The sequence below is a fragment of the Psychrobacter piscatorii genome, assembly GCF_043641605.1.
GTDB lineage: Bacteria > Pseudomonadota > Gammaproteobacteria > Pseudomonadales > Moraxellaceae > Psychrobacter > Psychrobacter piscatorii_C.
Genome location: NZ_JBHZRK010000010.1, coordinates 96,854 through 119,763 on the forward strand (window position 1 = coordinate 96,854; position 22,910 = coordinate 119,763).

At 43.7% G+C, this 22,910-nt stretch carries 18 protein-coding genes; 3 read left to right on the plus strand and 15 right to left on the minus strand.

Annotated features, from left to right (window positions below; all coding sequences use genetic code 11):
* Positions 1 to 8: 8 nt before the first annotated feature.
* The 4 genes from ACHUET_RS10445 to surE all read right to left on the minus strand — a co-directional run bounded on the left by ACHUET_RS10445 (position 9) and on the right by surE (position 4,844).
* Complete coding sequence (locus ACHUET_RS10445) at positions 9 to 1,304, minus strand: molybdopterin molybdotransferase MoeA (RefSeq protein WP_394212630.1); 1,296 nt, start codon at positions 1,302 to 1,304, stop codon at positions 9 to 11.
* Between the two features lie 355 nt (positions 1,305 to 1,659).
* Positions 1,660 to 2,958 (minus strand): lytic murein transglycosylase, encoded by a 1,299-nt coding sequence (locus ACHUET_RS10450; RefSeq protein WP_394212632.1) that lies wholly within the window; start codon positions 2,956 to 2,958, stop codon positions 1,660 to 1,662.
* A 68-nt stretch (positions 2,959 to 3,026) separates the two neighbouring features.
* Positions 3,027 to 3,815, minus strand: coding sequence for a M23 family metallopeptidase (locus ACHUET_RS10455; RefSeq protein ID WP_394212634.1), 789 nt, complete (start codon positions 3,813 to 3,815; stop codon positions 3,027 to 3,029).
* A 183-nt stretch (positions 3,816 to 3,998) separates the two neighbouring features.
* Positions 3,999 to 4,844 (minus strand): 5'/3'-nucleotidase SurE, encoded by an 846-nt coding sequence (gene surE, locus ACHUET_RS10460; protein ID WP_394212636.1) that lies wholly within the window; start codon positions 4,842 to 4,844, stop codon positions 3,999 to 4,001.
* A gap of 450 nt (positions 4,845 to 5,294) precedes the next feature.
* On the opposite strand from surE, the gene ACHUET_RS10465 reads away from it, so the two are divergent.
* Together ACHUET_RS10465 and ACHUET_RS10470 are read left to right on the plus strand one after the other, a co-directional pair.
* On the plus strand, positions 5,295 to 5,729 hold the full coding sequence (locus ACHUET_RS10465; protein WP_058025084.1) for an MCR_0457 family protein: 435 nt from the start codon (positions 5,295 to 5,297) through the stop codon (positions 5,727 to 5,729).
* A gap of 510 nt (positions 5,730 to 6,239) precedes the next feature.
* Complete coding sequence (locus ACHUET_RS10470) at positions 6,240 to 7,406, plus strand: D-alanyl-D-alanine carboxypeptidase family protein (protein WP_394212638.1); 1,167 nt, start codon at positions 6,240 to 6,242, stop codon at positions 7,404 to 7,406.
* Between the two features lie 201 nt (positions 7,407 to 7,607).
* Here the strand turns inward: ACHUET_RS10470 and ACHUET_RS10475 are convergent, their stop codons facing one another.
* The 11 genes from ACHUET_RS10475 to ACHUET_RS10525 all read right to left on the minus strand — a co-directional run bounded on the left by ACHUET_RS10475 (position 7,608) and on the right by ACHUET_RS10525 (position 21,204).
* Positions 7,608 to 9,569 (minus strand): sensor histidine kinase, encoded by a 1,962-nt coding sequence (locus tag ACHUET_RS10475; RefSeq protein WP_394212640.1) that lies wholly within the window; start codon positions 9,567 to 9,569, stop codon positions 7,608 to 7,610.
* A gap of 184 nt (positions 9,570 to 9,753) precedes the next feature.
* Complete coding sequence (gene der / locus ACHUET_RS10480) at positions 9,754 to 11,175, minus strand: ribosome biogenesis GTPase Der (RefSeq protein WP_286708452.1); 1,422 nt, start codon at positions 11,173 to 11,175, stop codon at positions 9,754 to 9,756.
* Positions 11,176 to 11,492: 317 nt separating this feature from the next.
* Positions 11,493 to 12,713 carry an outer membrane protein assembly factor BamB gene (gene bamB, locus ACHUET_RS10485; protein ID WP_394212642.1) on the minus strand — a complete coding sequence of 407 codons (1,221 nt, stop codon included), beginning with the start codon at positions 12,711 to 12,713 and terminating at the stop codon, positions 11,493 to 11,495.
* 158 nt (positions 12,714 to 12,871) lie between these two features.
* Complete coding sequence (locus ACHUET_RS10490) at positions 12,872 to 13,666, minus strand: YfgM family protein (protein WP_394212644.1); 795 nt, start codon at positions 13,664 to 13,666, stop codon at positions 12,872 to 12,874.
* 70 nt (positions 13,667 to 13,736) lie between these two features.
* On the minus strand, positions 13,737 to 15,038 hold the full coding sequence (gene hisS / locus ACHUET_RS10495) for a histidine--tRNA ligase (protein ID WP_394212646.1): 1,302 nt from the start codon (positions 15,036 to 15,038) through the stop codon (positions 13,737 to 13,739).
* A gap of 121 nt (positions 15,039 to 15,159) precedes the next feature.
* Entirely contained in the window at positions 15,160 to 16,275 is a 1,116-nt protein-coding gene (gene ispG / locus ACHUET_RS10500; RefSeq protein WP_238038487.1) for a flavodoxin-dependent (E)-4-hydroxy-3-methylbut-2-enyl-diphosphate synthase, read from the minus strand.
* Between the two features lie 117 nt (positions 16,276 to 16,392).
* Positions 16,393 to 17,208, minus strand: a complete 816-nt coding sequence (locus tag ACHUET_RS10505) for a helix-turn-helix domain-containing protein (RefSeq protein WP_394212684.1) — start codon at positions 17,206 to 17,208, stop codon at positions 16,393 to 16,395.
* Positions 17,205 to 18,140 (minus strand): type IV pilus biogenesis/stability protein PilW, encoded by a 936-nt coding sequence (gene pilW / locus ACHUET_RS10510; RefSeq protein ID WP_394212648.1) that lies wholly within the window; start codon positions 18,138 to 18,140, stop codon positions 17,205 to 17,207. The genes ACHUET_RS10505 and pilW overlap by 4 nt, the downstream gene beginning before the upstream one ends.
* A 215-nt stretch (positions 18,141 to 18,355) precedes the next feature.
* Positions 18,356 to 19,585 (minus strand): dual-specificity RNA methyltransferase RlmN, encoded by a 1,230-nt coding sequence (gene rlmN, locus ACHUET_RS10515; protein ID WP_394212650.1) that lies wholly within the window; start codon positions 19,583 to 19,585, stop codon positions 18,356 to 18,358.
* A 353-nt stretch (positions 19,586 to 19,938) separates the two neighbouring features.
* Positions 19,939 to 20,370, minus strand: a complete 432-nt coding sequence (ndk, locus tag ACHUET_RS10520) for a nucleoside-diphosphate kinase (protein ID WP_394212652.1) — start codon at positions 20,368 to 20,370, stop codon at positions 19,939 to 19,941.
* Between the two features lie 177 nt (positions 20,371 to 20,547).
* On the minus strand, positions 20,548 to 21,204 hold the full coding sequence (locus ACHUET_RS10525; protein WP_394212654.1) for an IS1595 family transposase: 657 nt from the start codon (positions 21,202 to 21,204) through the stop codon (positions 20,548 to 20,550).
* 237 nt (positions 21,205 to 21,441) lie between these two features.
* Here ACHUET_RS10525 and ACHUET_RS10530 point away from each other — a divergent pair, with 237 nt between their 5' ends.
* A complete protein-coding gene (locus ACHUET_RS10530; RefSeq protein ID WP_394212656.1) occupies positions 21,442 to 22,749 on the plus strand; it encodes an RNA-guided endonuclease InsQ/TnpB family protein in 1,308 nt (435 codons plus the stop codon).
* The last annotated feature ends 161 nt before the right edge of the window (positions 22,750 to 22,910 follow it).

The following is a 22,910-nucleotide window of genomic DNA, read 5'->3' on the forward strand; positions in this document are numbered from 1 at the left end:
ACGGTGAATTAGCGATGTAACCAAGGAAACGGTTGTACCGTAACCTCACCACCAGATACTACGTTGCCACTGTCTTTGTCTAACACAATAAAGCAATTGGCGCGGCTCAGCTGTTTTATTCTGTGTGATTGTTGACTTGAAAAGCACTCAACTTGGTAATGCCCTGACTCATCTTGTGACAATACGCCGCGCTGAAAATCTTTGCGGCCGGGTGATTTTTTGATGTCGTTTGTGAGCTTAGCTTTAATCGTTAGGGGCATCGGCTGCTCTGATAAACTCGCACCTGACATCTGCCATAATGCGGGTAGCACAAACTGTAGCGCGCCCACCACCGTCGAAAGCGGATTACCCGGTAGTCCAAAATACAATACGGGCTTATCGAGATTTTTATTTAACTCGCCAAATACAAACGGTTTACCAGGTTTCATCGCCACTTTGTAGTGGTTGATTTGCCCAAGTGTTTCGATCACGGTCGTCAGAAAATCATAATCGCCGACTGAGACGCCTGCTGTCGATATGAGCACATCACAAGCTTGCATGGCTTCATTGACCGCAGCTGTCGTCTTATCCAAATCATCAGGAATGATGCCATAATCACGAATGGTAATAGGCAAGTCCGACAGTAGGCTTTTGAGCGTTGGGGTGTTGGAGTTGTATATCTGGGCTAAATGTTTCAGCTCATCGCCAATAGCGACGAGCTCATCGCCTGTCGCGAGCACACCGACGACGAGTGGCTGAAACACGCTCACTTCGCTGACACCCAGATTTGCCAGCAAGCTGATATCGGCAGGATTAATTCGTTTTCCTATCTTTAGCACAGGTTCGCCAGACTCAATCTCTTCGCCTTGCGCACGAATATTATTGTCGACTTCGGCCGTTTGCGTGAGCGTTATGCTGTAAGGTTGAGATTTATCGATGGTCGTTTTGATATCAGCAAAGTTGGTATTCTCTTGCATAATAACTGTATCACAACAATCAGGCACCACTGCACCAGTAAAAATACGGACGCCCTGCCCTGCTACTGTCTCACCAGTATAGGCATTACCCGCTTGAGACTCACCAATGATCTCGATCGTATTACCTTCTGACAGCTCGCTACCTCTAGCAATAGCATAGCCATCCATCGCAGATAGATTCTGCCTTGGTACATCAAAGGGTGAGGCGACGCTTTGCGCTAATATGTGATTACGACTGCCTAATAGATCGCAGGTATTGATGGCTCTGTTGTGAAGCGGGAAGTCAGTATTATTATAATTATTGATACGCAGCTTTATTGCCGCTTGTAATTCTTCCATGGTAATCATAAAGGCATGCTCTTTTGGTCGTTCTCATTATTTGTGATTGAATCTTTATTATTAAAAGCTATCTTTAGAGTCTATCATTCACAGTATCGATTTTCTTGTATTAACCTTGTTCTGATAAGTTTTGAAGACTGCTAGATCAAGCCAACTCAAATATTTGATGATTATCACAATATTTATTCATTCAATAAATTTCAGCAAAATCAGACATAGCCTGAGGCAAAAAAAGCACCTTGGCAAGGTGCTTTTTGTAGAGCAAGGTAACATGCTTAATTGATGATTAATGGTTAATTCATAATGGCTAAAAGCGATTATGAATCGCGACCTTCATACGGTGTATAAATACCGTCAGCTTACCTCACCAGCCAGCCAATGAAGAGGCGCTATTTTGAGTGATGAATCCATCTGGCGTTTGCCCATTATCTGCTTGCCAGCGCTGAAATGCCATACGAGTATTGGTACCCACGATACCATCAGCACCTTTGGTGTCGTAACCCATGCTCGTCAAACGGCGCTGTAAGTTGGTCACTTGCGTGGTTGACAACGGACGCTCATAGCGGGGCCATGATTTTCGCAGACCACTTTGTCCATCAATCGTTTTGCCTAACAGGCTCACCCCTAACGCATAACTCGACGAGTTATTGTAAACCTTGATAACATCAAAGTTTGGGCTTAGCAGCAATACGGGACCATCTTTACCAGCTGGCAACCACAGCTCCATCTGAGTATTGGCATCTAAATAGACATCATCTATCGTATCGACACCCATCGCCGCCCATCTGGCTGCAGGTTGCTTACTGCCCATTAGTGAATAATCAAACGAAGCAGGTACAGTCGCCTCATAAAAAGGTGCTAGACCACGCACCCAGCCTGAGTTGCTCAGATAGTTGGCGGTAGAAGCGAGTGCATCGCCTGTGGCCCAAGGGTTGCGATGACCATTACCATCGCCATCAACGCCTTGCTTGAGCCAAGTCTCAGGAATAAACTGCGTTTGTCCCATGCCGCCTGCCCAAGAACCATCCAATTGCGACCATGATACGTCGCCACGCTGAAGCAGCGTCGCTAAGGATAATAGCTGAGCTTCTGCAAACTCTTGACGACGACCGTCGTAGGCAAGACTGGCAAGCGAGCTTGGCAAATCACTGTTACCCGTGACCGCGCCATATGACGATTCCATACCCCATATCGCTGCGACAATCTCTGCGTCAACACCATATTGCGATTCTAATTGAGACAAGAACGCACGCTGCTCTGCAAACTTGCGCTTACCTACGCTCACACGCCCACTAGAGACAGCAGAGTCCACATATTCCCATGGCATCTTAGAAAACTCAGGCTGTCCTGAGTCTAATGAGATAACTTGCTGATTCAGATAAGCGGAATCGAGCAATCGGCGGATGACCCCAGCATCATAGCCTGAAGATATTGCACGCATAGAAAAGTCTGACTTCCAATCAGAAAAGCTGCTATAGCTTAGCTTTGGAGCAGGCTGCGGCTTAATAACTGGCGCTGGTGTTGGCTTGACCTGCACGGTTTGGGTTTGAGTAATCTCAACGCCACCTTGACGGACAGGCTTTTTTTGCATGGCTTGCTGGCTCGTACACCCGACCATCACTAATGCCGGCATAAGAGTGAGGTATTGTTTTTTTAATCTCATAAAAAGTCTCAAACATAAATAAATAAAATGGACTAAAGCCGCCCAGCCAGCAGCGACATGCCTCAATACTAACGCCCAAGTACTGTACGTGGATCAATCGGATTACCATTCAAGCGAACTTGGAACTCCAGCCCCACTTGATTGGTCTGACCACTGCTACCCATCGTCGCGATACGTTGGCCACGCTGTACCGTATCGCCTTCTTTTACCAGCAATTGGCTATTGTGTGCGTAGGCCGTGATGTAGTCATCACTATGGCGTATCATAATCAAGTTGCCATACTCTGGTAGACCGCTGCCTGAGTAAAGCACCGTTCCTGATTGGCTAGCAAGTACTGGATCACCGACATTGCCAGCAAACCACATGCCCATGTTGCCCGCCGCTGGATCAATGTTACGCGTCACTGGATTGCGAGTAGGATAATCATAACCAGAGGTCGAATTGGCCGTTGCCTCGTATGCTGGCATTTGAGACTGGGTTACAGGTGGGGTATAAGTTGGTTGTGGCTGTGCTGGTCTACTATAGCTGTTATTACTCGCCGTCGTCGCTGCACCGCCCTGCCATAGTTTGAGCCATTGCCCACTATAAATCGTATATTTACTGTCCAGATTATTTAGTGCGCCAATCTGACGATAGTTAAGACGATAGCGTGCCGCAATTTGGCTGACCGTATCGCCACGTTGTACGCGGTGGTAGTTAGGGACGCCTTGTGCGTTGGTAATAATCTTGGGACCTGCTTGGTTTGGTGATTGATAAGTAGGCTTGGTTGCACAGCCGACTACAGACAAGGTAGTAACTGCCATAGTGCCAATCAACGCCGCCTTAGCAAGGTGCGATCCGGTCATGATTCTTTTCATACAAGGTTCCTGTTCTTTGTGTTGCTTATCTATTGTTTTATCATCCAAAAGCATTTGATATCACTCAAAAGCCTCTAGATATTGTTACTACAATTAGCGATCTAGCAGATGATTTATATCACTCGTACAGCAAGCGATATGGTGACCATCACCTATGTCATTGATAATCATACCCTATCGAACTTATAAATCTAGTGCCAAAAGCTTATCCAATGCCGCCGCTGGGGTATGATGTAGACGTACTGGCGACAAACTGATGTATCCTGCCGCCACTGCTTGATCATCCGTCATGCCCGATGTTAATACAACATTTTTTTGATTGGTTGATTTAGCTGAACTGTCTAAGGGTTGCTCATTTTTGTGCTTGCTGTTTTTACATTTTCGTAGAGACAGCCAATACGCATCTCGGCCGCGCGGGTCAATCATATGACGCACTGGCTCGGCGATCTGCTTGTGTCCCAACGAAGTAACCTTTCGCCCTTTGATATCACTGCTGCTATCCACATCAGGAATATTAACGTTTAATACATGATAGGGCAAACTTTTGAGAAACTCTAAAATCGAGGTCTCAATGAGCAATTTGACAATTTCATTTGCCGCCACTTGATAATCACTGGCTGATTCTTGTCCGCCATTTTTCACACCGCCACCTACCAAAGACGTGGCAATAGCAGGTATGCCCAATAGTTGCGCGGTCAATGCCGCGCCAAAGGTACCAGAAAACATCACGTCCTGTCCTAAGTTTGCACCTGAATTGATACCTGTAATGACACAGTCAAAATCCACATCACGGTATAACTCATGCAGCGCCAGATGAACACAATCAGCTGGTGAACCATTTACCGCTATAAATCCCGATGGCAATTGATGCGTATGCAATGGTTTTGATACACTCAATGCACTAGCATAGCCACTTTGCTCCTCGTTTGGTGCGACTACCACGACCTCACCGATGGTTGATAGTGCTTGAGACAGCGCCAATAACCCTGGCGCATACACCCCATCATCATTACTAATTAAAATCTTCATGTCAGCTCAGTATGTTTGTGTCAAACCGTCTTTTTAGTAGAAATTTTTGCTACCGTACCATATCTTTATTCGCATAAAAATAGCAACCACAGGCTAGAGCGTGTCATCATTTAGATAGCCCGAGCGATTATACCTGAACGATAGATAATCACGAACTCAGTCGTTGACCAAAAACCATCTGGCATTTTTGTCTATTGTTATATTATTTACCTAAAATGGAGTCGAAATGAGAGAGATCAGGCAACGCGTTACAATATGCAACACCATACAACAATACAAACTGATGCGTTTATACTGATGTGACTTCATTGGTATATGCTACTGATATGTTGCTGTAAAATGCCTTTGGCTCACAAGATATCTACACATAAATCAATATTTTATGTGACTTTTGTTTTTTTACCCATTAACATATCACCATCAAATAAAGATAAGCGAGTGTAATACTGAATGAAGAATCAATCGATATTATCTATAGCTTCTGTGATAGCAAAGACCGCCTCAAAAATCGGGCTGGCAGGACTGATAACGTCTGTTGCCATGCTGTCTCAAGCGTCTAATGCTGCAAACAATCCTGCGACCACTATTCCGTTAGATATGTCTGGCATTAATATCACAAAGCATGAAATTGCTGTGATGCAGGTACTATCAGAGATCTGTCCATCAATGCTGAACGGCAATCAAAAACAACGTTTTTATAAGTCTTATACCGTGCAATTGCATGAACTAATGCCTTCGCTAGAAGACCCAAAAGCAGCCATCCAATACCTGTCAACGCAGCAAGACTATCGTCAGATACTGCAAGGGATTCGTAGCTGGACAATGGGCTTCTCAAAGCAAGAAAATAAAGCCTTGTGCGAAGATTTGGCGAACGCAGAGTATTAATCACTAAAAGTGTGTAAGCGTAGAGAGCCGTCTTGAGCGCTAGAAAAGCCAGTCATAATCAACGACAATAAAAAATGGTTTTGTTCTTTCTGGAGCTCTACTCTCACCATCGTCAAAAATGATACTCTACACTTACCTATTAAGTTTAATGAACATAAAAGCTTGCTGTCATTCCGCTTATAAACCACAAGCGGTACAGCAGGCTTTTTTGTGGTCGTTAAATTTATGCTGATCGAAGTTATCTATAGGTTAGTAAGAGCAAACACTTGATACCTATTCGCTTTTCTTTTTATTCATGCCTTACTTTTTTGCATTTATCGATTCCCCATCGGTTGGCATTTTGCTAAGATAAGGCGTTAATTTTATGTCTATCGTACAGTCGTTCTTGTTTTGATTAATACATTATTTTAGACATGATGTTTAAGGCATGCTGCTTAAAATAATGTATGAAAATTGACATTGAATACAAGCGATAGATACATTTGGTTCCATGATGCGGTGTAATGATATATGACAGTAAAGCGTGTAAAAAATCAGCTGGTACAGCTGGTAGTTGGTGTAAGTATCTCAATGAGTGCAGTGATGGCAAACGCAGCCATACAACCACCTGAGATGGATAATACCGCCTATGTATTGATGGACTATAATACTGGTGAGATCTTGGGTCAAAAAAATGCGAATGAATCATTACCGCCAGCGTCTCTGACGAAAATGATGACCAGTTATATCATCGAACAGCGCTTAGCATCAGGCGACCTCAAAGAAGACGACCAAGTACTCATGAGCCAAAATGCATGGTGCCGTGGTAGCAGCAGTCAGTCTTGCATGTATGTGCCAGTCAATAAGACCGCTAGTGTCATCGATATGCTACGCGGCATTATCATTCAATCAGGCAATGATGCGTCAAAAGCCATGGCTGAGCATATCGCGGGTAGCGAAGCATCATTTGCGATCTTGATGAATGAGCAAGCGCAAAAGCTTGGTATGGAAAACTCTCATTTCGTCAACTCTACTGGGATGCCTGCTGAAGGTCACCAAGCATCTGCGCTGGATCTGGCCAAACTTGCTCGTGCTATTGTCAAAAACAGTGGTGATTACTACAGCATTTATTCCGAAAAAGAGTTTACCTATAATGGTATCACTCAGGGCAACCGCAATGCCCTACTCGCAACCGATCCTACCGTTGATGGTCTAAAAACCGGCCATACTGATGCGGCAGGTTATTGCTTAGTCGCTTCGAGTAACCGTGACGGTATGCGCCTCATTTCTGTCATCATGGGCACCAAGAGCCAGCAGGCTCGCGCCGATCAGTCGCGTGAACTACTCAACTGGGGCTTTGGCCACTTCACCACAATGACCAAAGCGCCTGCTGGTCAGTTCGTCAGCAAAGTTCCAGTATGGTTCGGAGAAGCCGATGAGGTGGAACTGGCAACAGGTGATAACTTACAAATCCTGACCAGTAAAACGCAGAAAAATAAAATCACGACCGTGGTTGATATTCCTGACAGCCTAGAAGCACCGATTAAGAAAGGTCAAGAAATCGGTAAGATGATGGCCGTTATTGATGGTAAAGCTGTCGCATCTGTCCCTATTATTGCCACTAATGATGTCGCACAGTCAGGATTCTTGAGCCGTACTTGGCAACATATTGTACGCTGGGCGCAGAATCTGTTCTAAGAACTGCTCTATTTTTATAAATAGAGGGCTAGAACAAAGTATCTCATTATAAGAAAATGACATAATAAAAAAGACGCCTTAAAATTGGGCGTCTTTTTTATTTGTTGTAAAAAAATCTTGGCTTTTTCATGCTTTTATCAGAACATTACATCTAACAGGCTGGGAGATTTTAAAAAGCCAAACGTGTTTTTTGAGAGCACTTTAAGTCCATACTAACCAACGTTTTAACAAGTCACTCAAAGCCTTATACTCATAAGTCGTGCTATGACAGTAATCGATGCCGGCTGCTTTTAAACCATACTCGAAATTATCGACATAACGCGCTTGATGTTGGGGATACCAGTATATCAATAGAGCACGTTGCACGCTTTCTTCGTTTTCATGTTGGCGAATAAGTTCTGCTAATAGCTCAGCTTTGTCCGCGAGTACATCCTCAGCGAACATCACCATATCCACTTTCTGCGCTTTTATCTCATTCATGACTTGCTGTGTGTCTTGATGGCAAATAACCGTAGCACCTAAATACTCCAGCTCATTGAATAAAGTACCTGTCTCTTGATCATAATAATAAATAATCGTTAGCCCATTTAGTAGCCGCTGCTGGCGAGATTGCTGTTGGTTTGGCATCACTAACGTCAAAGTAAACTGCGTCCCTGATCCCAAGGTACTATCAACTTCGATGGTCGCCCCCATGAGCTGCACCATTTGCTTAACCACAGGCAAGCCCACACCTGAGCCTTCATACTGGCGCGTTTGTGACGAATCCACTTGAAAGAAAGGGTTAAAAATATCATCAATGTGATTGCTATCAATACCGATGCCCGTATCTTTGACACTGATTTTCCAACGATTACTTTTATCAAAATGCGTCAGTTGTGACGTGATCACTACCTGCCCAGCAGGAGTAAATTTAATGGCATTACTGACTAATATGGATAATATTTGTTGAATTTTTGCGGAGTCGCCATAAAGGCTATAATCTACGTGATGAATATTACTGGTTAACGCTAAGCCTTGTTGACTGGCTATAGGTTCGAACTTTATCAAAAGATCAGATATCAACTGTAGCGGATTAAATTCATTGTTATGAATTTTTATCTGTCCTTTTTGTATCTGATTTAATTGAATAATATGATCCAGTGACAGCACCAATTTATCACTGCCGTTGCTGATAATTTCGACAGCGTCTTTTTGCTCTCTAGTTAAGGTTTCATAGTCCAATAACTGTAGCCCGCCCACGATAGCGTTGAGCGATGTTTTTAGCTCATGGGTAATCATGCTTTGGAAATTATGCAACTGCACATCAAGCGAGACATCTTTGTTATGTAGTTGCTGCTCAAAGGCAGCAAGCGTATCATATCCTTGCTTGGCTTCTTGCAGTCGACCAAACAAGATAGCCAAGGCCTTTTTTATTTGTGTCAATTCTTGAAAGTTAAAGCGCTGCGGAATAATAGGTAGCTGCTCTAGCTCTGCGTTTTTGATGATAATACCGCAGACACCATTTAATGCTTCGATATCTTTGACCGGCCAATTCAGCTTTCGGAAGATATACACACCTGAAATAATAGTCAATAGTAGCGTGGTCAGCCATAACGGAATAATGCTACGAAACCAATGTGAACGCAGTACCTTCACATCCATGGTAATGTTGATATAGCCAATCAGCGTGTTATTCCTATTCGTGTTACCGATCGATTCATCCGTAACTGATGACGCGCTCATACTATCAGACAGATCTGTCGCTAACTGCTGATTAGATGTAGGTTTATTGGGTCTGACACTCTCAAAATCTTCGTACTTACTAACGACAGGATAGTTAAAGCTGACCGTATCGGCAAATAAAGCATTTTTCCAGTCATCTAGTGATTGGTTGATATCATTGATAGGCTGGGATGTGGAATAAAACACAACACTCTGAATGCTCGGCTCATTTTCTAATAAAACATTCACTTGCTCAGCGACGACGTCAGCACCATCTGGTGTCGATGCACTGGTTGTTAATAACGAGGCTAACTGCTGTATATGCTGATGCTTTTCTTGGTAGTGATGCACCAGACCATAAATAAAAGGCAATACAAAACCTGCCAGCAGAGCCAAAATTACGGCCTGTCCAACAGAGCGCCAAATGAGCATAGAAATGGTTTGAGACGAACGATTGTTCATATCACTCTACTGAGTCAAGAAAAGTTTTACTTATATTACAGGTATTTGAGAGATGTGATAAGTGAAAGATTCAGGTAATTAGCGAGTATATTGAACTGCTAAAAAAGCACTATATGATTATAGTGCTTTTTTTATTTTACCGTGCTGAGCTGCACGATAAAATAAGTCATAGCATATTATATGATTAACGAGACTTTTTATCTTTAGTAGTGAATTTCTTCGCACGATTACGCTCACGCTGACGCAATTGCTGCGTTTTTGCCTTGGTTGGTGTGTCGCTCTTATTGGCGTATGGATTGTCATTTTGTTTAAAGATGACGTTGAGCGGCGTACCTTCAAGCTTAAATACTTGACGGAACTGGTTCTCCAAGTAACGCTGATAGCTCTTAGGAAGCGCGCTGGTTTGATTACCGTGGATCACGATAACAGGCGGGTTGTGACCACCGATATGTGCATAACGTAGCTTAATACGGCGACCAGCAACAGTTGGCGGCGGATTAGCGGTGACAGCATCTTGCAAGATTTGCGTCAAGCGATTGGTAGAGACTTCAAACATCGAAGACTTATAAGCACGCAAGATAGATGGGTATAAATTACCCACACCAGTCCCATGTAGCGCTGATATTAAATGTACTTTTACATATGGGATAAAGTTAAAACGACGATCCATCTCAAGCTTTATATAGTCTCTTTGATCTGGCGTCAAACCATCCCATTTGTTGATCGCGACGACTAGAGCACGACCAGCATCAAGCGCATAACCAATCATATGCAAATCTTGGTCAACAATACCTTCGTGCGCATCAATGACAATGACGGTTACATTAGAGTCTTCAATCGCTTGCAAGGTTTTGATGACAGAGAATTTCTCTACTTTTTCATCAATTTTACCGCGGCGACGTACACCAGCCGTATCGATTAATACGTAGTCTCTGCCCTCACGCTGATAAGGAATATAAATACTATCACGCGTCGTACCAGGCATATCGAATACCACCACTCGATCTTCGCCCAACAGACGGTTAACTAGCGTTGATTTACCAACGTTTGGACGACCAATGATGGCAAGCTTCAACCCTCTTGGCTCTACTATATTCTCTTGCTCAGGCATATCAGCCGTTAGCACTTCAAGCAAGTTGCCTACACCGCGACCATGGCTGGCTGCCATCGGATACGGCTCGCCCAATCCTAGTGCATAGAACTCCGCTGGCGCTGAATCATGGACGCCGTCAACTTTATTGGCAACGACATAGACCGGTTTGCCGAGGGTATGCAAAAACTTGCCAATCTCAGCGTCAGCACCGATCATACCAGCACGAGCATCAACGACGAACACAATGATATCTGCTTCGTGAATCGCGGTATGCGACTGCTCAGACATATAATCATCGATATTACCGCTGCCGTCATCTGCTTCACCAATACCACCAGTATCCACAACGATGAAAGATTTATCTTCATAAGTCGCATCACCGTATTGACGGTCACGAGTCAATCCCGACAAATCAGCAACCAATGCCTGCCGACTTTTTGTGAACTGATTAAATAAGGTGGATTTACCGACGTTTGGACGACCAATTAAGGCGACCACAGGCTTGATACTCATGGGTTACTCTCAGTGAAAGGCACAATGACGGACAGTACAATTATTCTTATGACCATTGACATAACAATAGTAACGAATAGGGCTGCACTTAACCGCAAATTAAAATGAATGATAAAACAATAGCAAAAATAGTAGCTGGCTATTTTTTAGCTAAAAAAATAATTGGGACGACTAAATTATATATAGTATATATGGTTAGCACATCGGTCGCATAGAGTACGCGAAAGCCTGTACTTAAACAAGCGATTTACACAAGGCACTAAACGCTGACTAAGCAGCGTTTGTGTTTTATAGATAAAAACCAGTGTACTTGCTTATCAGCGCATTAACTGCCAGATAGCAACTTGTCCCGACGTGCTTTGGGTCATCAGGCGATTGCCTTGTACTTGCAAGTTCGTCAACGCCCCTTTTGTCTGCACGCGGCTGACAATATTGCCAGTAGCAGGGTCAAATAAATGTACCACACCGTCAAAATCACCGACTGCAATATAATTGCCAATCATGACAGGATTGGTTAGGTCACGATAAGCCAGTGCCTCACTTTCCCACAATGTCTCGCCGCTATTACGATCATAGGCAACCACTTTACCATCTAGGCTAGTAGCAATCACTTGCTGAGGGTTGACGGCAAGTGCTTTTAAACTAGCAAGCTCATTGACGAACATCACTTGACGTGAGGCCAAATCAATACCTAATAGCTGACCACTATAACTAATCGCAAACAGTTGGTTTTTATTCACGATAGGCTTGCCATCGACATCGCTCATGCGCTCAACTTCGCTACTTCCAGACCCAATACCGACACGTCTTGACCACTTTGGCAAGCCATTATCAACGGTGACTGCATGCAAACGACCATCAGCAGTCGCTAATAATGCCGTTTCATTATCTAGCAAAGTTGGTGCCGCGCTACCGCGCACGCTGATCGCTGGTACTTGCGTTGCAAACTGCCACACTGATTCACCAGTCTGTAGCGATAAGCCATGCAAGAAGCCATCATTCGCTGATAATACCACACGATTATTACTGATAAGCGCTGGGGATAACACCGACCCTGACAACTGCTGCTGCCAGCGTTTTGCGCCAGTCGTAGTATCAAACGCCATCACTTGACCATTGCGAGTACTCACAACCGCTGTCTGACTTAACGCATCTAACGCCACACCGCCTGTGATCTGATCACCGACGTTAATCGACCATAAGCGCTCGCCTGCCTGATTAAACCCTATCAGATCACCACCACGTGATGCCGTAACGATTTGCCCATTAGCGTAACCAACTTGCAAATCTAGAGGGTCTTTCTTACTGGCTTTTTTGTTACCTACATCAGTGCTAAACACTGGCTGGAGCACGCTGATCGGTTGCGCAATTTGTACCAATTTTACTGGGTCATTAACCACTGGCTTGATGCCGCGGTTACACCCAATCACTGCAGTGCTCATTACGGCAAGTACTGCCACATGCATGACTGTCTTCTTGATAGTCTGACTACTCAACGTAGTTTTTAACATTTTGCTAGAGCGAATAGATTGAGTCATTATATGTTCTCACTACAAATGAATTATTATTAATTGGTACATTGGCCAACAGCACATTAGTCATTATGACGTCATATCAAAAAGCATTTAGACGATTGCTACTGCTCAATACTAGCTTAGTGATTTACTGAGCTTAGTAATTTACCGAACTTATTGACTTACTGAGCAGCTTCAACGCTCGTACTTTCTGAGTTTTCAACCACTAATGGCTGCTCAGGAGTAACTGATTCTTGGATAAGACTGGTAGGCCCAGCAATTGGCTCAGGGGTGATACCCAAGCTTTCCATCTTTAAAGCCAATACTGCACGTGTTTCTTGGCGGCTACGTAATAGCTCCCAAGCATTATTGTAAGACTTAATCGCTGATTCTTTGTTGTCTTGTGCCAAGTAAATATCACCCAGCAGCTCTTGCTGACTGGCTTCAAACGAGCTTGGCATATCGTTGTTGGCTTCTGACAAGGCCGCATCTGCATCGCCTGTCGCTAGTAACGTCTTGGCATAACGCAGCTGAGTAATCGCCTTTAGACCGGCATCGCCCAGATCAATTGCGAGTGCTTGCTTAAATGTCTCAGCTGCCGCCGTGAAATCATCATTATCGACCTGTTGACGAGCTTTTATCATCAGCGCTTGCCATGCATAAACTGACTCACCATGCGTACTGACTAAAGTATCAATATCTTTATCTAGCTGTGTGCGGCTCTGTACAAGCGCCTCTTGCGCGTCGGCTTCTAGATCTGGATTTTGCGAAGCCAAGCTGACTTCTTCATTCAATCGCTGGATATCGGCATATTGATCAGCGGCGACAGTATCTACTCGCGCATGGTTGTTCTGCCAGTATGTCCAGCCAAAATAAGCAGCCAGTGCCAACAAAATCGCAGTGACAATATAACTACCATACTGCTTTAATGCTTGCATGGAGTTGTCTGCATTCGGCGAATTGGGGGTCAAAGCCATATATATTTACCTGATAAAATGTACATTAAATTGCTGATGCCAAAGTCAAAACTGCGGCGCTACGGGATAATTACTGACGAGAAAAGTTATCTTTACTCGATAGCCAGTCTTGTGTGACAGTCTGTTGCTCACCCGTCTGCATATCTTTGACACTGATAGTATTATCATCCAGCTCTTGCTGTGCGATGATGACTGTCAATGCTGCGCCTGACTTATCTGCCTTTTTCATTTGCGCTTTTAGACTCGTTGCACTTGCCATCTTCACGCGTACATCTGGACGACTATAACGTAGGTTTTGTGCATAGCTGATACCTGCACTATAAACGTCAGGATGCGCCACAACGAAGACATCACAAGCGGGTTTGTCAGCAATCGGTGCCACGGCTTCCATCAGTAGCAATAAGCGCTCTAGCCCCATCGCAAAACCAATAGCCGGTTCGGATTTTACAGGTTTTTTATCTGACTTATCATCATTTGTACCTATGGACTTTAATTGTCCAACCAGACCGTCATAGCGACCACCAGCACACACCGTTGCTTGACTGCCAAGCTTGTCCGTTACCCACTCAAAAACTGTTTTATTATAATAATCAAGCCCGCGCACTAGATGTGGATTGATCTCAAAATCGATACCAAGCGCAGTCAGATAAGCTTGAACTTGTTCGAAATGCGCCACACTCTCTGTACCCAAGAAGTCAGCAAGCTTTGGTGCGTCTGCTAATACTGCCTGCGTACTCGCTTCTTTACTATCTAATATACGTAATGGGTTGGTCGTCAAGCGGCGCTTACTGTCTTCGTCTAACTGATCTTTTTTGTCCGTTAAATAGGCAACCAGCGCTTCGCGATAGGCGTGGCGCTCATCAAGCTCACCTAGGCTGTTTAGCTGTAAGTGCATCTCATCTTTTAGGCCCAGTTCTTGCCACATCAGATGCGTCATTGCAATCAGCTCAGCATCAGCGTCTGGTAGCGCACTACCAAAGCTTTCAACACCTAGCTGATGAAACTGACGATAGCGGCCTTTTTGCGGACGCTCATAGCGGAACATTGGGCCAACGTACCAAAGCTTCGGCGTGTCCCCACGCAATAAGTTATGCTCGATAACGGCACGTACTGCCCCTGCTGTACCTTCAGGACGCAAGGCCAATGGCGTCGGTGGCTCAGACTTATCAGTGAAGCTGTACATCTCTTTTTCAACGATATCTGTCGCGCCGCCAATAGCACGGGCAAACAGATCAGTTTGCTCAACGATAGGCAAGCGAATATGCTCATAACCATATCTACCAAGTACATCAGCTAATATCGCTTCTAGATGCAGCCACTTTGCTGATTGGTCAGGCAAAATGTCATTAAACCCTTTAATAGCTTTAATCATGATACGGTCATGTCCTTAAAATTTAACAGTTATGTCTATTGTTGTTATCTACGTATTAAAATAAAAAACGTGCTACCCACCCTTTATTTATACAGCAAAAAGCAGATACCTATATTGCGACTTATTTTACGCGAATAATCTCGTTCTCGCGCTTTTTCGCCAAATCTTCTGCATGGGCGCGAACCATACTTTCTATTTCATCGACTAAATTGTCGGTATCGATAAGATGGCTTTTTTGACCCATACGGTATACCAGTGATCTTGGTGCGGCACCAACAATACCAATATCCGCCTCTTTTGCTTCGCCTGGGCCATTCACTTTACAGCCAATCACAGATAGATCCATTGGTTCACGGATGTCTTCCAAACGTGATTCTAATGCCGTCATCACTCTAATAACGTCAAACTCTTGACGAGAGCAGCTTGGGCAAGCGATAAAGTTTACGCCATTTGAGCGAATATTAAGCGACTTTAAAATATCAAAACCAATCTTAATCTCTTCTTCAGGCTCAGCCGCCAAGGAGATACGGATAGTATCACCAATACCATCTAACAGCAGACCACCAAGCGCAATAGCAGATTTGACAGCACCAGTACGGTAGACACCCGCTTCAGTGACGCCTAAATGTAGTGGGTTATCAATCTGCGCTGATAGCAGGCGATACGCATCCAATGTCAAAAACACATTGCTGGCTTTAACAGACACTTTGTATTGGTCAAAGTTAAGACGCTCTAAAATGTCGATATGACGCATTGCTGACTCCAGCATCGCCTCCCCAGTCGGCTCAGTATACTTACGCTGAATGTCTTTTTCTAAAGAGCCTGCATTGACGCCGATACGGATAGGGATATTGTGATACTTGGCACAAGCAACCACTTCACGCACCTTAGCATCGCTGCCAATGTTACCAGGATTGATACGCAAACAATCAGCGCCGGCTTCAGCCACTGCTAAGGCAATCTTATGATCAAAATGCACGTCTGCAACCAAAGGCACACTCACCAGTTTACGAATCTCGCCAAAGGCTTTGACGGTATCCATCGTTGGCGTTGATACGCGCATCAAATCAGCGCCTGCTTCTACGCAGCGCTCGATTTGGGCGACGGTTGCCGCCACATCGCAAGTGTCAGTGTTGGTCATGCTCTGTACGCTAATTGGCGCATCACCACCAATCGCAACATCGCCGACATAGATTTTTTTGGTCAAACGGCGGTTAATAGGCGATGGCATTGACATAGATAAATCCTTGAATCAAAAATAGAAAAACCACAGGCTTGTATATATAAATGAGCTTAGACGTATATTAGTTTTATTAAACACTAGTAATCATGCTCGATAAGAGGCCAATGATGACTAAGGTACTAGCTCAAAAGTAGCTTGCTTATCCGTTGCATAAGTATCTAAAGCAACTGTTTCTTGATTGAGCATCAAGCTAACATTATCGATATTATCAATTTGTACACTAAATGGTGGCACACCTGATAGGTCATAGTCACCTGCCGTCTGTGAACCGCTGATGAGACTATTACCCGATGCATCCGTGATACTAACCACAGCATCATCGGTCAACTTCACGTTTAAAAAAGCCGTATCTGCACTGGCAGCACCTAAATTCAACGCAGAGCCAGACGCACCGACCCCACTTGCATCATTGCTAATTGCAGCCCCTTGCGCTTGCTCAATAGCAGATACATCTTCAACAGTAGAGACAGGCTCTTGGCTGTTTTCTTTACTCGCATTGCTCACCATACGGAATAAAAATACTGCCAAGATAATGAGTCCAATCACACCGATGATCAATAGCGGATTAAAACGAATACGATTGTGCGTATCGCGCTGCAGCGTGCCCATTGGTTGCAATGGTGTATCAGTATTATTGACCGATTTGGCTTTGAGCTCATTGGGGTAAGCGGCATCAAAGCTACTTGCGATTTTGGCTGGGTCTAGACCCAAGTATTTGGCATAGTTAATAGCGAAGCCACGAGCAAATGCCGCTTGCGGTAATTCAGCAAAGTTTTCGCTCTCTAGTGCTTCTAGATGACGTTTTAAGATAAATAACTCGGCGGCCGCCTCTTCTAAACTGACTTGCTTCGTTTTACGGGCTTGCTGCAACGTGGCACCAAATGATCCCTGAGCGTTAGATTGAGTGTTTGATGATGGGGTGATCATTTCCATGGTGCCTCTGGATTGTTAAGCCAAGTCTTAAGTTGTTTCGCTTCGTCGCTCAATGGATAAGCGGACAAAAGCTGCTGTGCCAATTGCTGGCGAGTTGTAATGTTGTTTTGTGCTGCCGCAAGTTTGATACCTTGTAGGAGCAATCTAGGACTGATGCCCTGCCCTTGTACCAATATCAAGGTCTCGTCATACAAGCGCTGAGCCTGCGGTACTCGCTGCTGCTCAAGCAATAAATCTACCAGCTCGATATGAGCAATAATACTATTGCGATTGCCATCTAGGGCCCGCAAAAACGCTTTAGCAGCGGCACTATTGTCACCCAACTGAAGGTAGGTACGCCCTAAATTCTCTAACGCACCTATACGGCCTTCGTAACCTAATGAGGCGCCTGCAATCTCAAACTGCTCTGCCGCCTCACGATAGCGCTTCATCTGTGATAAATAAACACCATAATTATTGTGTGCTTGCACAAAGTCTTTATCCAGCGCGATGGCTTTTCTAAAGTACTGATCGGCTTTTGCAAGATTAATGCGGCTGCCTTCTTGCTGCAACAAAATGCCCATCATATCATAGGCTGGCGCGTAACGGCTATCAGCAGAAAAGGCTTTTTCGAGTTGACGCTGCGCCGTATCGAGCTCATTTTTGCGGATATATTGTGCAGCAAGTGAGGTACGTACACGAGCAATTTCTTGCTGATCTAAGTTGCGGTCACCGCTGGGCCTCGTGGATGTCTGATAAGGCGCGATGCCTGACAAGTCATTGTTTGGTGTACTCTGACAGCCACTTAGCAATAATCCTGCGAGTGCGGCAGCCAGTAATGCGCACTTCGGTGCAGTGACTCGGTTCGTCACCACACCTGCCTTTTTATAAAGGTTGAAAAATGGTTTTTGCTCTACCAACTGATAAGAGTTTTTAGAAGTCATCATAGCCGCCATCATAAAACTGTGGTTCAATGCATTCGATCTCCGAGGCATCAGTTTAATAGATTTAGCCCCTATAAGTACAATTTAGTTGTTATTAATTGCTATGTTCTTCAATCTTGACCGTTATTGATACATTTTCATTACCGTTGCGACAGATAAAAGACAGCTAAGCTTCTTTTAGAACAGACGGATATTTATCCTGTCATATGCAAAACGTATCAAACATTTTCACGATCTTTGATGCTCTGCTGCCATGCTGCTGAACGTCTGGTACGGTCAGCCACTTGTCCAACTAGCTGACCGCAGGCGGCATCAATATCATCACCGCGTGTTTGACGAATGGTGCAAACAAACCCAGCTTCACTCAGTATATTACTAAACGCGTGAATGCGGTTGTTGCTTGACTTATCATACGGCGCATGTGGGAATGGATTGAACGGAATAAGATTTATCTTACTTGGTAGCCCTTCTAATAGCGCGACCAACTGATGAGCATGCTCATTGCTATCATTGACGCCATCCAGCATCACATACTCAATCGTGACGTGCTTTTTATGACGCGGATTGACATCATAGACGTAGTTTTTCGCAGCGGCAATCAGCTCATCTAACGGATATTTTTTATTAATAGGCACTAATTCATTACGCAGCTCATCGTTTGGTGCATGCAACGAGATGGCCAATGCCACATCAATATCTTGCGCCAGTTGATACATTTTCGGCACGACACCTGAGGTCGATAAGGTCACGCGGCGTTTTGATAAGCCATACGCATGATCGCTGAGCATAATCTCCATCGAGCCTACCACAGGCTTATAGTTCAATAACGGCTCGCCCATTCCCATCATCACCACGTTGGTGACGTTATTTTCCCATAGGCTATGATCGACGTTTTCTAAGCTTTCATTTTCGTCCGTCATATATGAAGCATTAGCCACCCATAACTGTCCGATAATTTCAGCGGCACTCAAATCACGCTCAAACCCTTGCTTGCCCGTACTACAGAAACTACAATCGAGTGCGCAGCCAACTTGCGAAGACACACATAACGTTTTGCGGCCGTTTAATTTACTATCATCAGCCGGAATCAATACGGTCTCGACTAATGAGCCGCCTGTCACCTCAAACACCCATTTACGCGTGCCATCATCGCTGTATTGACGATGAATAACCTTGGGCGGGACCACACAAGCATTGAGCGACAATTTATCGCGCAGTGATTTACTTAAGTTGGTCATCTTCTCAAAGTCCGTCACCCCATGCTGATAAATCCACTTGATGACCTGAGTCGCACGGAATGGCTTTTCACCGATACTTTTGAAGTAATCAGACAGCTGTGCTTGTGTCATGCCCAACAGATTGGTCTTGGCATACGCCTCATCCACCAGCCTAATGCTATCAGTAAGCTTGGTAGGGATGTGCTGGGTTGGTGCTTGAACAGTTGACATAATAGGTAACCTTTTTGCATACGCTTAAATAAGCGCTGCAATTATTGAGATGAGCGTTGCCGTACATACGTATGGCAGGAATGCATGAGCAATCCGTTATGAGCGCAGTTTTGGTATATTGAGTAAAAACATGCTGATAAGGGATTGATAACGCTAGTTAAAACCAATAATGAGCGAAACGTCGGACAATTTCAATATAGAGTGCGCTATTATAATCGAAGTTACCTATTGGCAAATAGCGAAAACGATTTATAGCGAAAACGGCCTATACCCATAAGATATAAGCCGTCTTGCAAAAGCAATTATTAACAATCAGTATGCTAAATAATAGCTGACATTAATAACTGCTGCTATTAACGCTTACGTGCACAAACTTCATCATCGCTGAAGAAGTAGCTGATTTCACGTGCTGCTGATTCAGCTGAATCTGAGCCATGTACCGCGTTTTCATCGATGCTGCTCGCAAAATCAGCACGGATAGTGCCTTCAGCGGCTTCTTTTGGGTTAGTCGCGCCCATGATTTCACGATGTTTAGCGATCGCGTTTTCGCCTTCTAGTACTGATACCAATACTGGACCTGACATCATGAACGATTTTAGATCATTGTAAAATGGACGTTCAGCGTGCTCAGCGTAGAAACCGCCTGCTTTTTCATCATCAAGTTGTAGCATTTTAGCGGCAACGATTTTTAGACCCGCTTCTTCAAAGCGGCTATAGATAGCGCCGATGTGGTTGCCAGCAACTGCGTCAGGTTTGATGATAGATAAAGTACGTTCGTTAGCCATGAAAAGCTCCTAATGGATGAGTGGGTTAAAAAATTGAACTAAAATAAGAAATGAAATAGCAAAGAAGTCGCCTTATCACGAACCTCTCATTTTATCTCCGACTACTATATTGGCTTAGACTTATTGAAATGGTTCATGATTTATCAATATAAATATAGGGGCTGTAGTAGATAAGGATTAAATATCACACCATTTTCTCAGGAATTTTAGCTGATTAGATGGTGAACCATAGTTAAATCTAAACTCACATTCTTTTAAAAATAAATGGAAGTTCTTCTTATCGATCCCATTATACTTTCTGAGTGTTCGTTTAGACTGATTCCAGAAGTTCTCAATGCCATTGATGTGATTGTTTTTACCGCAAGTGAACTCTTTAGAGTGATTGACTCTGAAATGTTTAAACTCGCTCACATCCAGTGCATTGTAACTTCGATAGCTATCCCTATAAACAAAGCTGTCAGGCTTGATTTTACGCTTAATAACAGGCATTAGAGTAGTCTGTTTGGTGTCTGCTACGACAATGGTATACACCTTACCGTTTCGTTTTAGAATACCAAATACAGCGGTTTTACCAGCAGCCCCGCGACCTCTTTTGCCTTTGCGTACACCGCCAAAGTAACTTTCATCTAATTCGACCTCACCATCAAAAAGCTCATCAGCTTCTAATGAGAGATGGTAATCTATCACAAGTCTTATTTTATGATAAAAAAGTGCAGCAGTATTAGGCTGAATATCAAGCAAATCTGCGGCTGTTCTAGCAGTCACTTCAGCTGTGAAAAACTCTAACAGCCTTCGCTGTACTTTTTTACTTAGTTTACAATGGGTTATCTTCATAAAAGTAGTCTAGCATAGTGCTTATCTACTACAGCCCCTAAATATAAATTCAAGACAGACCAAAACAGAATTATTGCTTATCAAAACGTGAAAAAGGACTCCACCTGATGTTAGGGTGGAATTGAATTTCGCCTAGCGTTTCGTTTATTATATTATATCTTTACACAAATAATATATTGAAATAAATTATTGTAAACTTTAGAGTTTATATTATATCAAAAAAAATGAATCGGCGTTATGAAAATCAACAAAGCGTATAAATTTAGGCTTGAGCCTAATGCAGAGCAACAGATTATTCTAAATAATCTTGTCGGCTCTGCACGCTTTGTTTGGAATCAAATGCTAGCGATCTCATTTGAGATGTTTACCAAAAATGAATTTATTAATGCCACCAACTTGGTTAATAAAATCATGGTTCTAAAGAACAATCCTGATTTTGACTTCTTAAGAACCCATGCCAATGCTGTGTCTTTACAACAAAAAGTACGTGATCTTGCCTCTGCTTGGTCACGATTTTTCGACCCTAAAGTTCATGCTAGGCTCAAAGAAAACAAAAAGAAGTTCCGAAAACCCAAGTTTTTTAAGCTAAGTGATGGCACAGAGATTCAACTACGACAACTGATGCCAAGATTTAAACGTAAATCCGATGGCTGCGACTCAATCAGGCTTGTTCAGTTTGATAAATATTGCCGTGTTGAAGGTAATCGCGTCAAACTACCTAATGGCGTGGGCTTTGTAAAATTTAAAAAATCACAAGATATCATCGGCACCATTAAAAACGTCACCATCAGCAAGAAATCAGGTCACTGGTACGTGTCGTTTGGCACTGAGCGAGCATTATCTGAGAACCCAACTCACCCCTCCAAAAGCGCCATAGGTATTGATTTAGGTATCACTAAACTCATTACCACCTCAGACGGTCAATACATCAAACCCAAAAACAGCTTTAAAGCCAATCAAATTAAACTTGCCAAATTGCAGCGTCAATTAAGTAAGAAAGTAAAGTTCAGTGAAAACTGGAAAAGGCAAAACCGTAAGATTCAAAAATTACACAATCACATCGCCAATATTCGCCATGACTACTTGCATAAAATCACTACCGCGATCAGCAAAAACCACGCCATGATTGCCTGTGAAGATTTAAAAGTCGCCAATATGTCGAGATCAGCTAGCGGTACGATGGAGAAAAAAGGTCGGCATGTCAAAGCCAAATCAGCATTAAACAAATCAATCTTAGATCAAGGCTGGGGCATGATGGTTAATATGTTTGAGTACAAGCAACAATGGCAAGGCGGGTTGCTCATTAAGGTAAACCCACGTTACACCAGCCAAACCTGCTTTGAATGCAAGCATATTGCCAAGGAAAATAGACGCACTCAAGCAAACTTTGAGTGCGTCGAATGCAGGTATGTTACGAACGCAGATGTTAATGCGGCTCGTAATATATTAGCGGCAGGACATGCCGTTTTGTCTGCGGAGGGAGGATGCGTTAAAGGTCGCCCTTTGAAACAGAAAACTTGTGACCTTCGTGAGAAAGCCACCTAAGAGCTTATGCTTTTAGAATTCCCCACTTGAGCTTGGCGAAAGTGGTGGAAGTATGTCAATATAATGATTAAGCGTATAAATGATAGGATTAATTTATGGCGATAACTTACACAAAGATAAATTGAGCAAGGTTTTACCGCTCATCAATCTTCTTATTTACC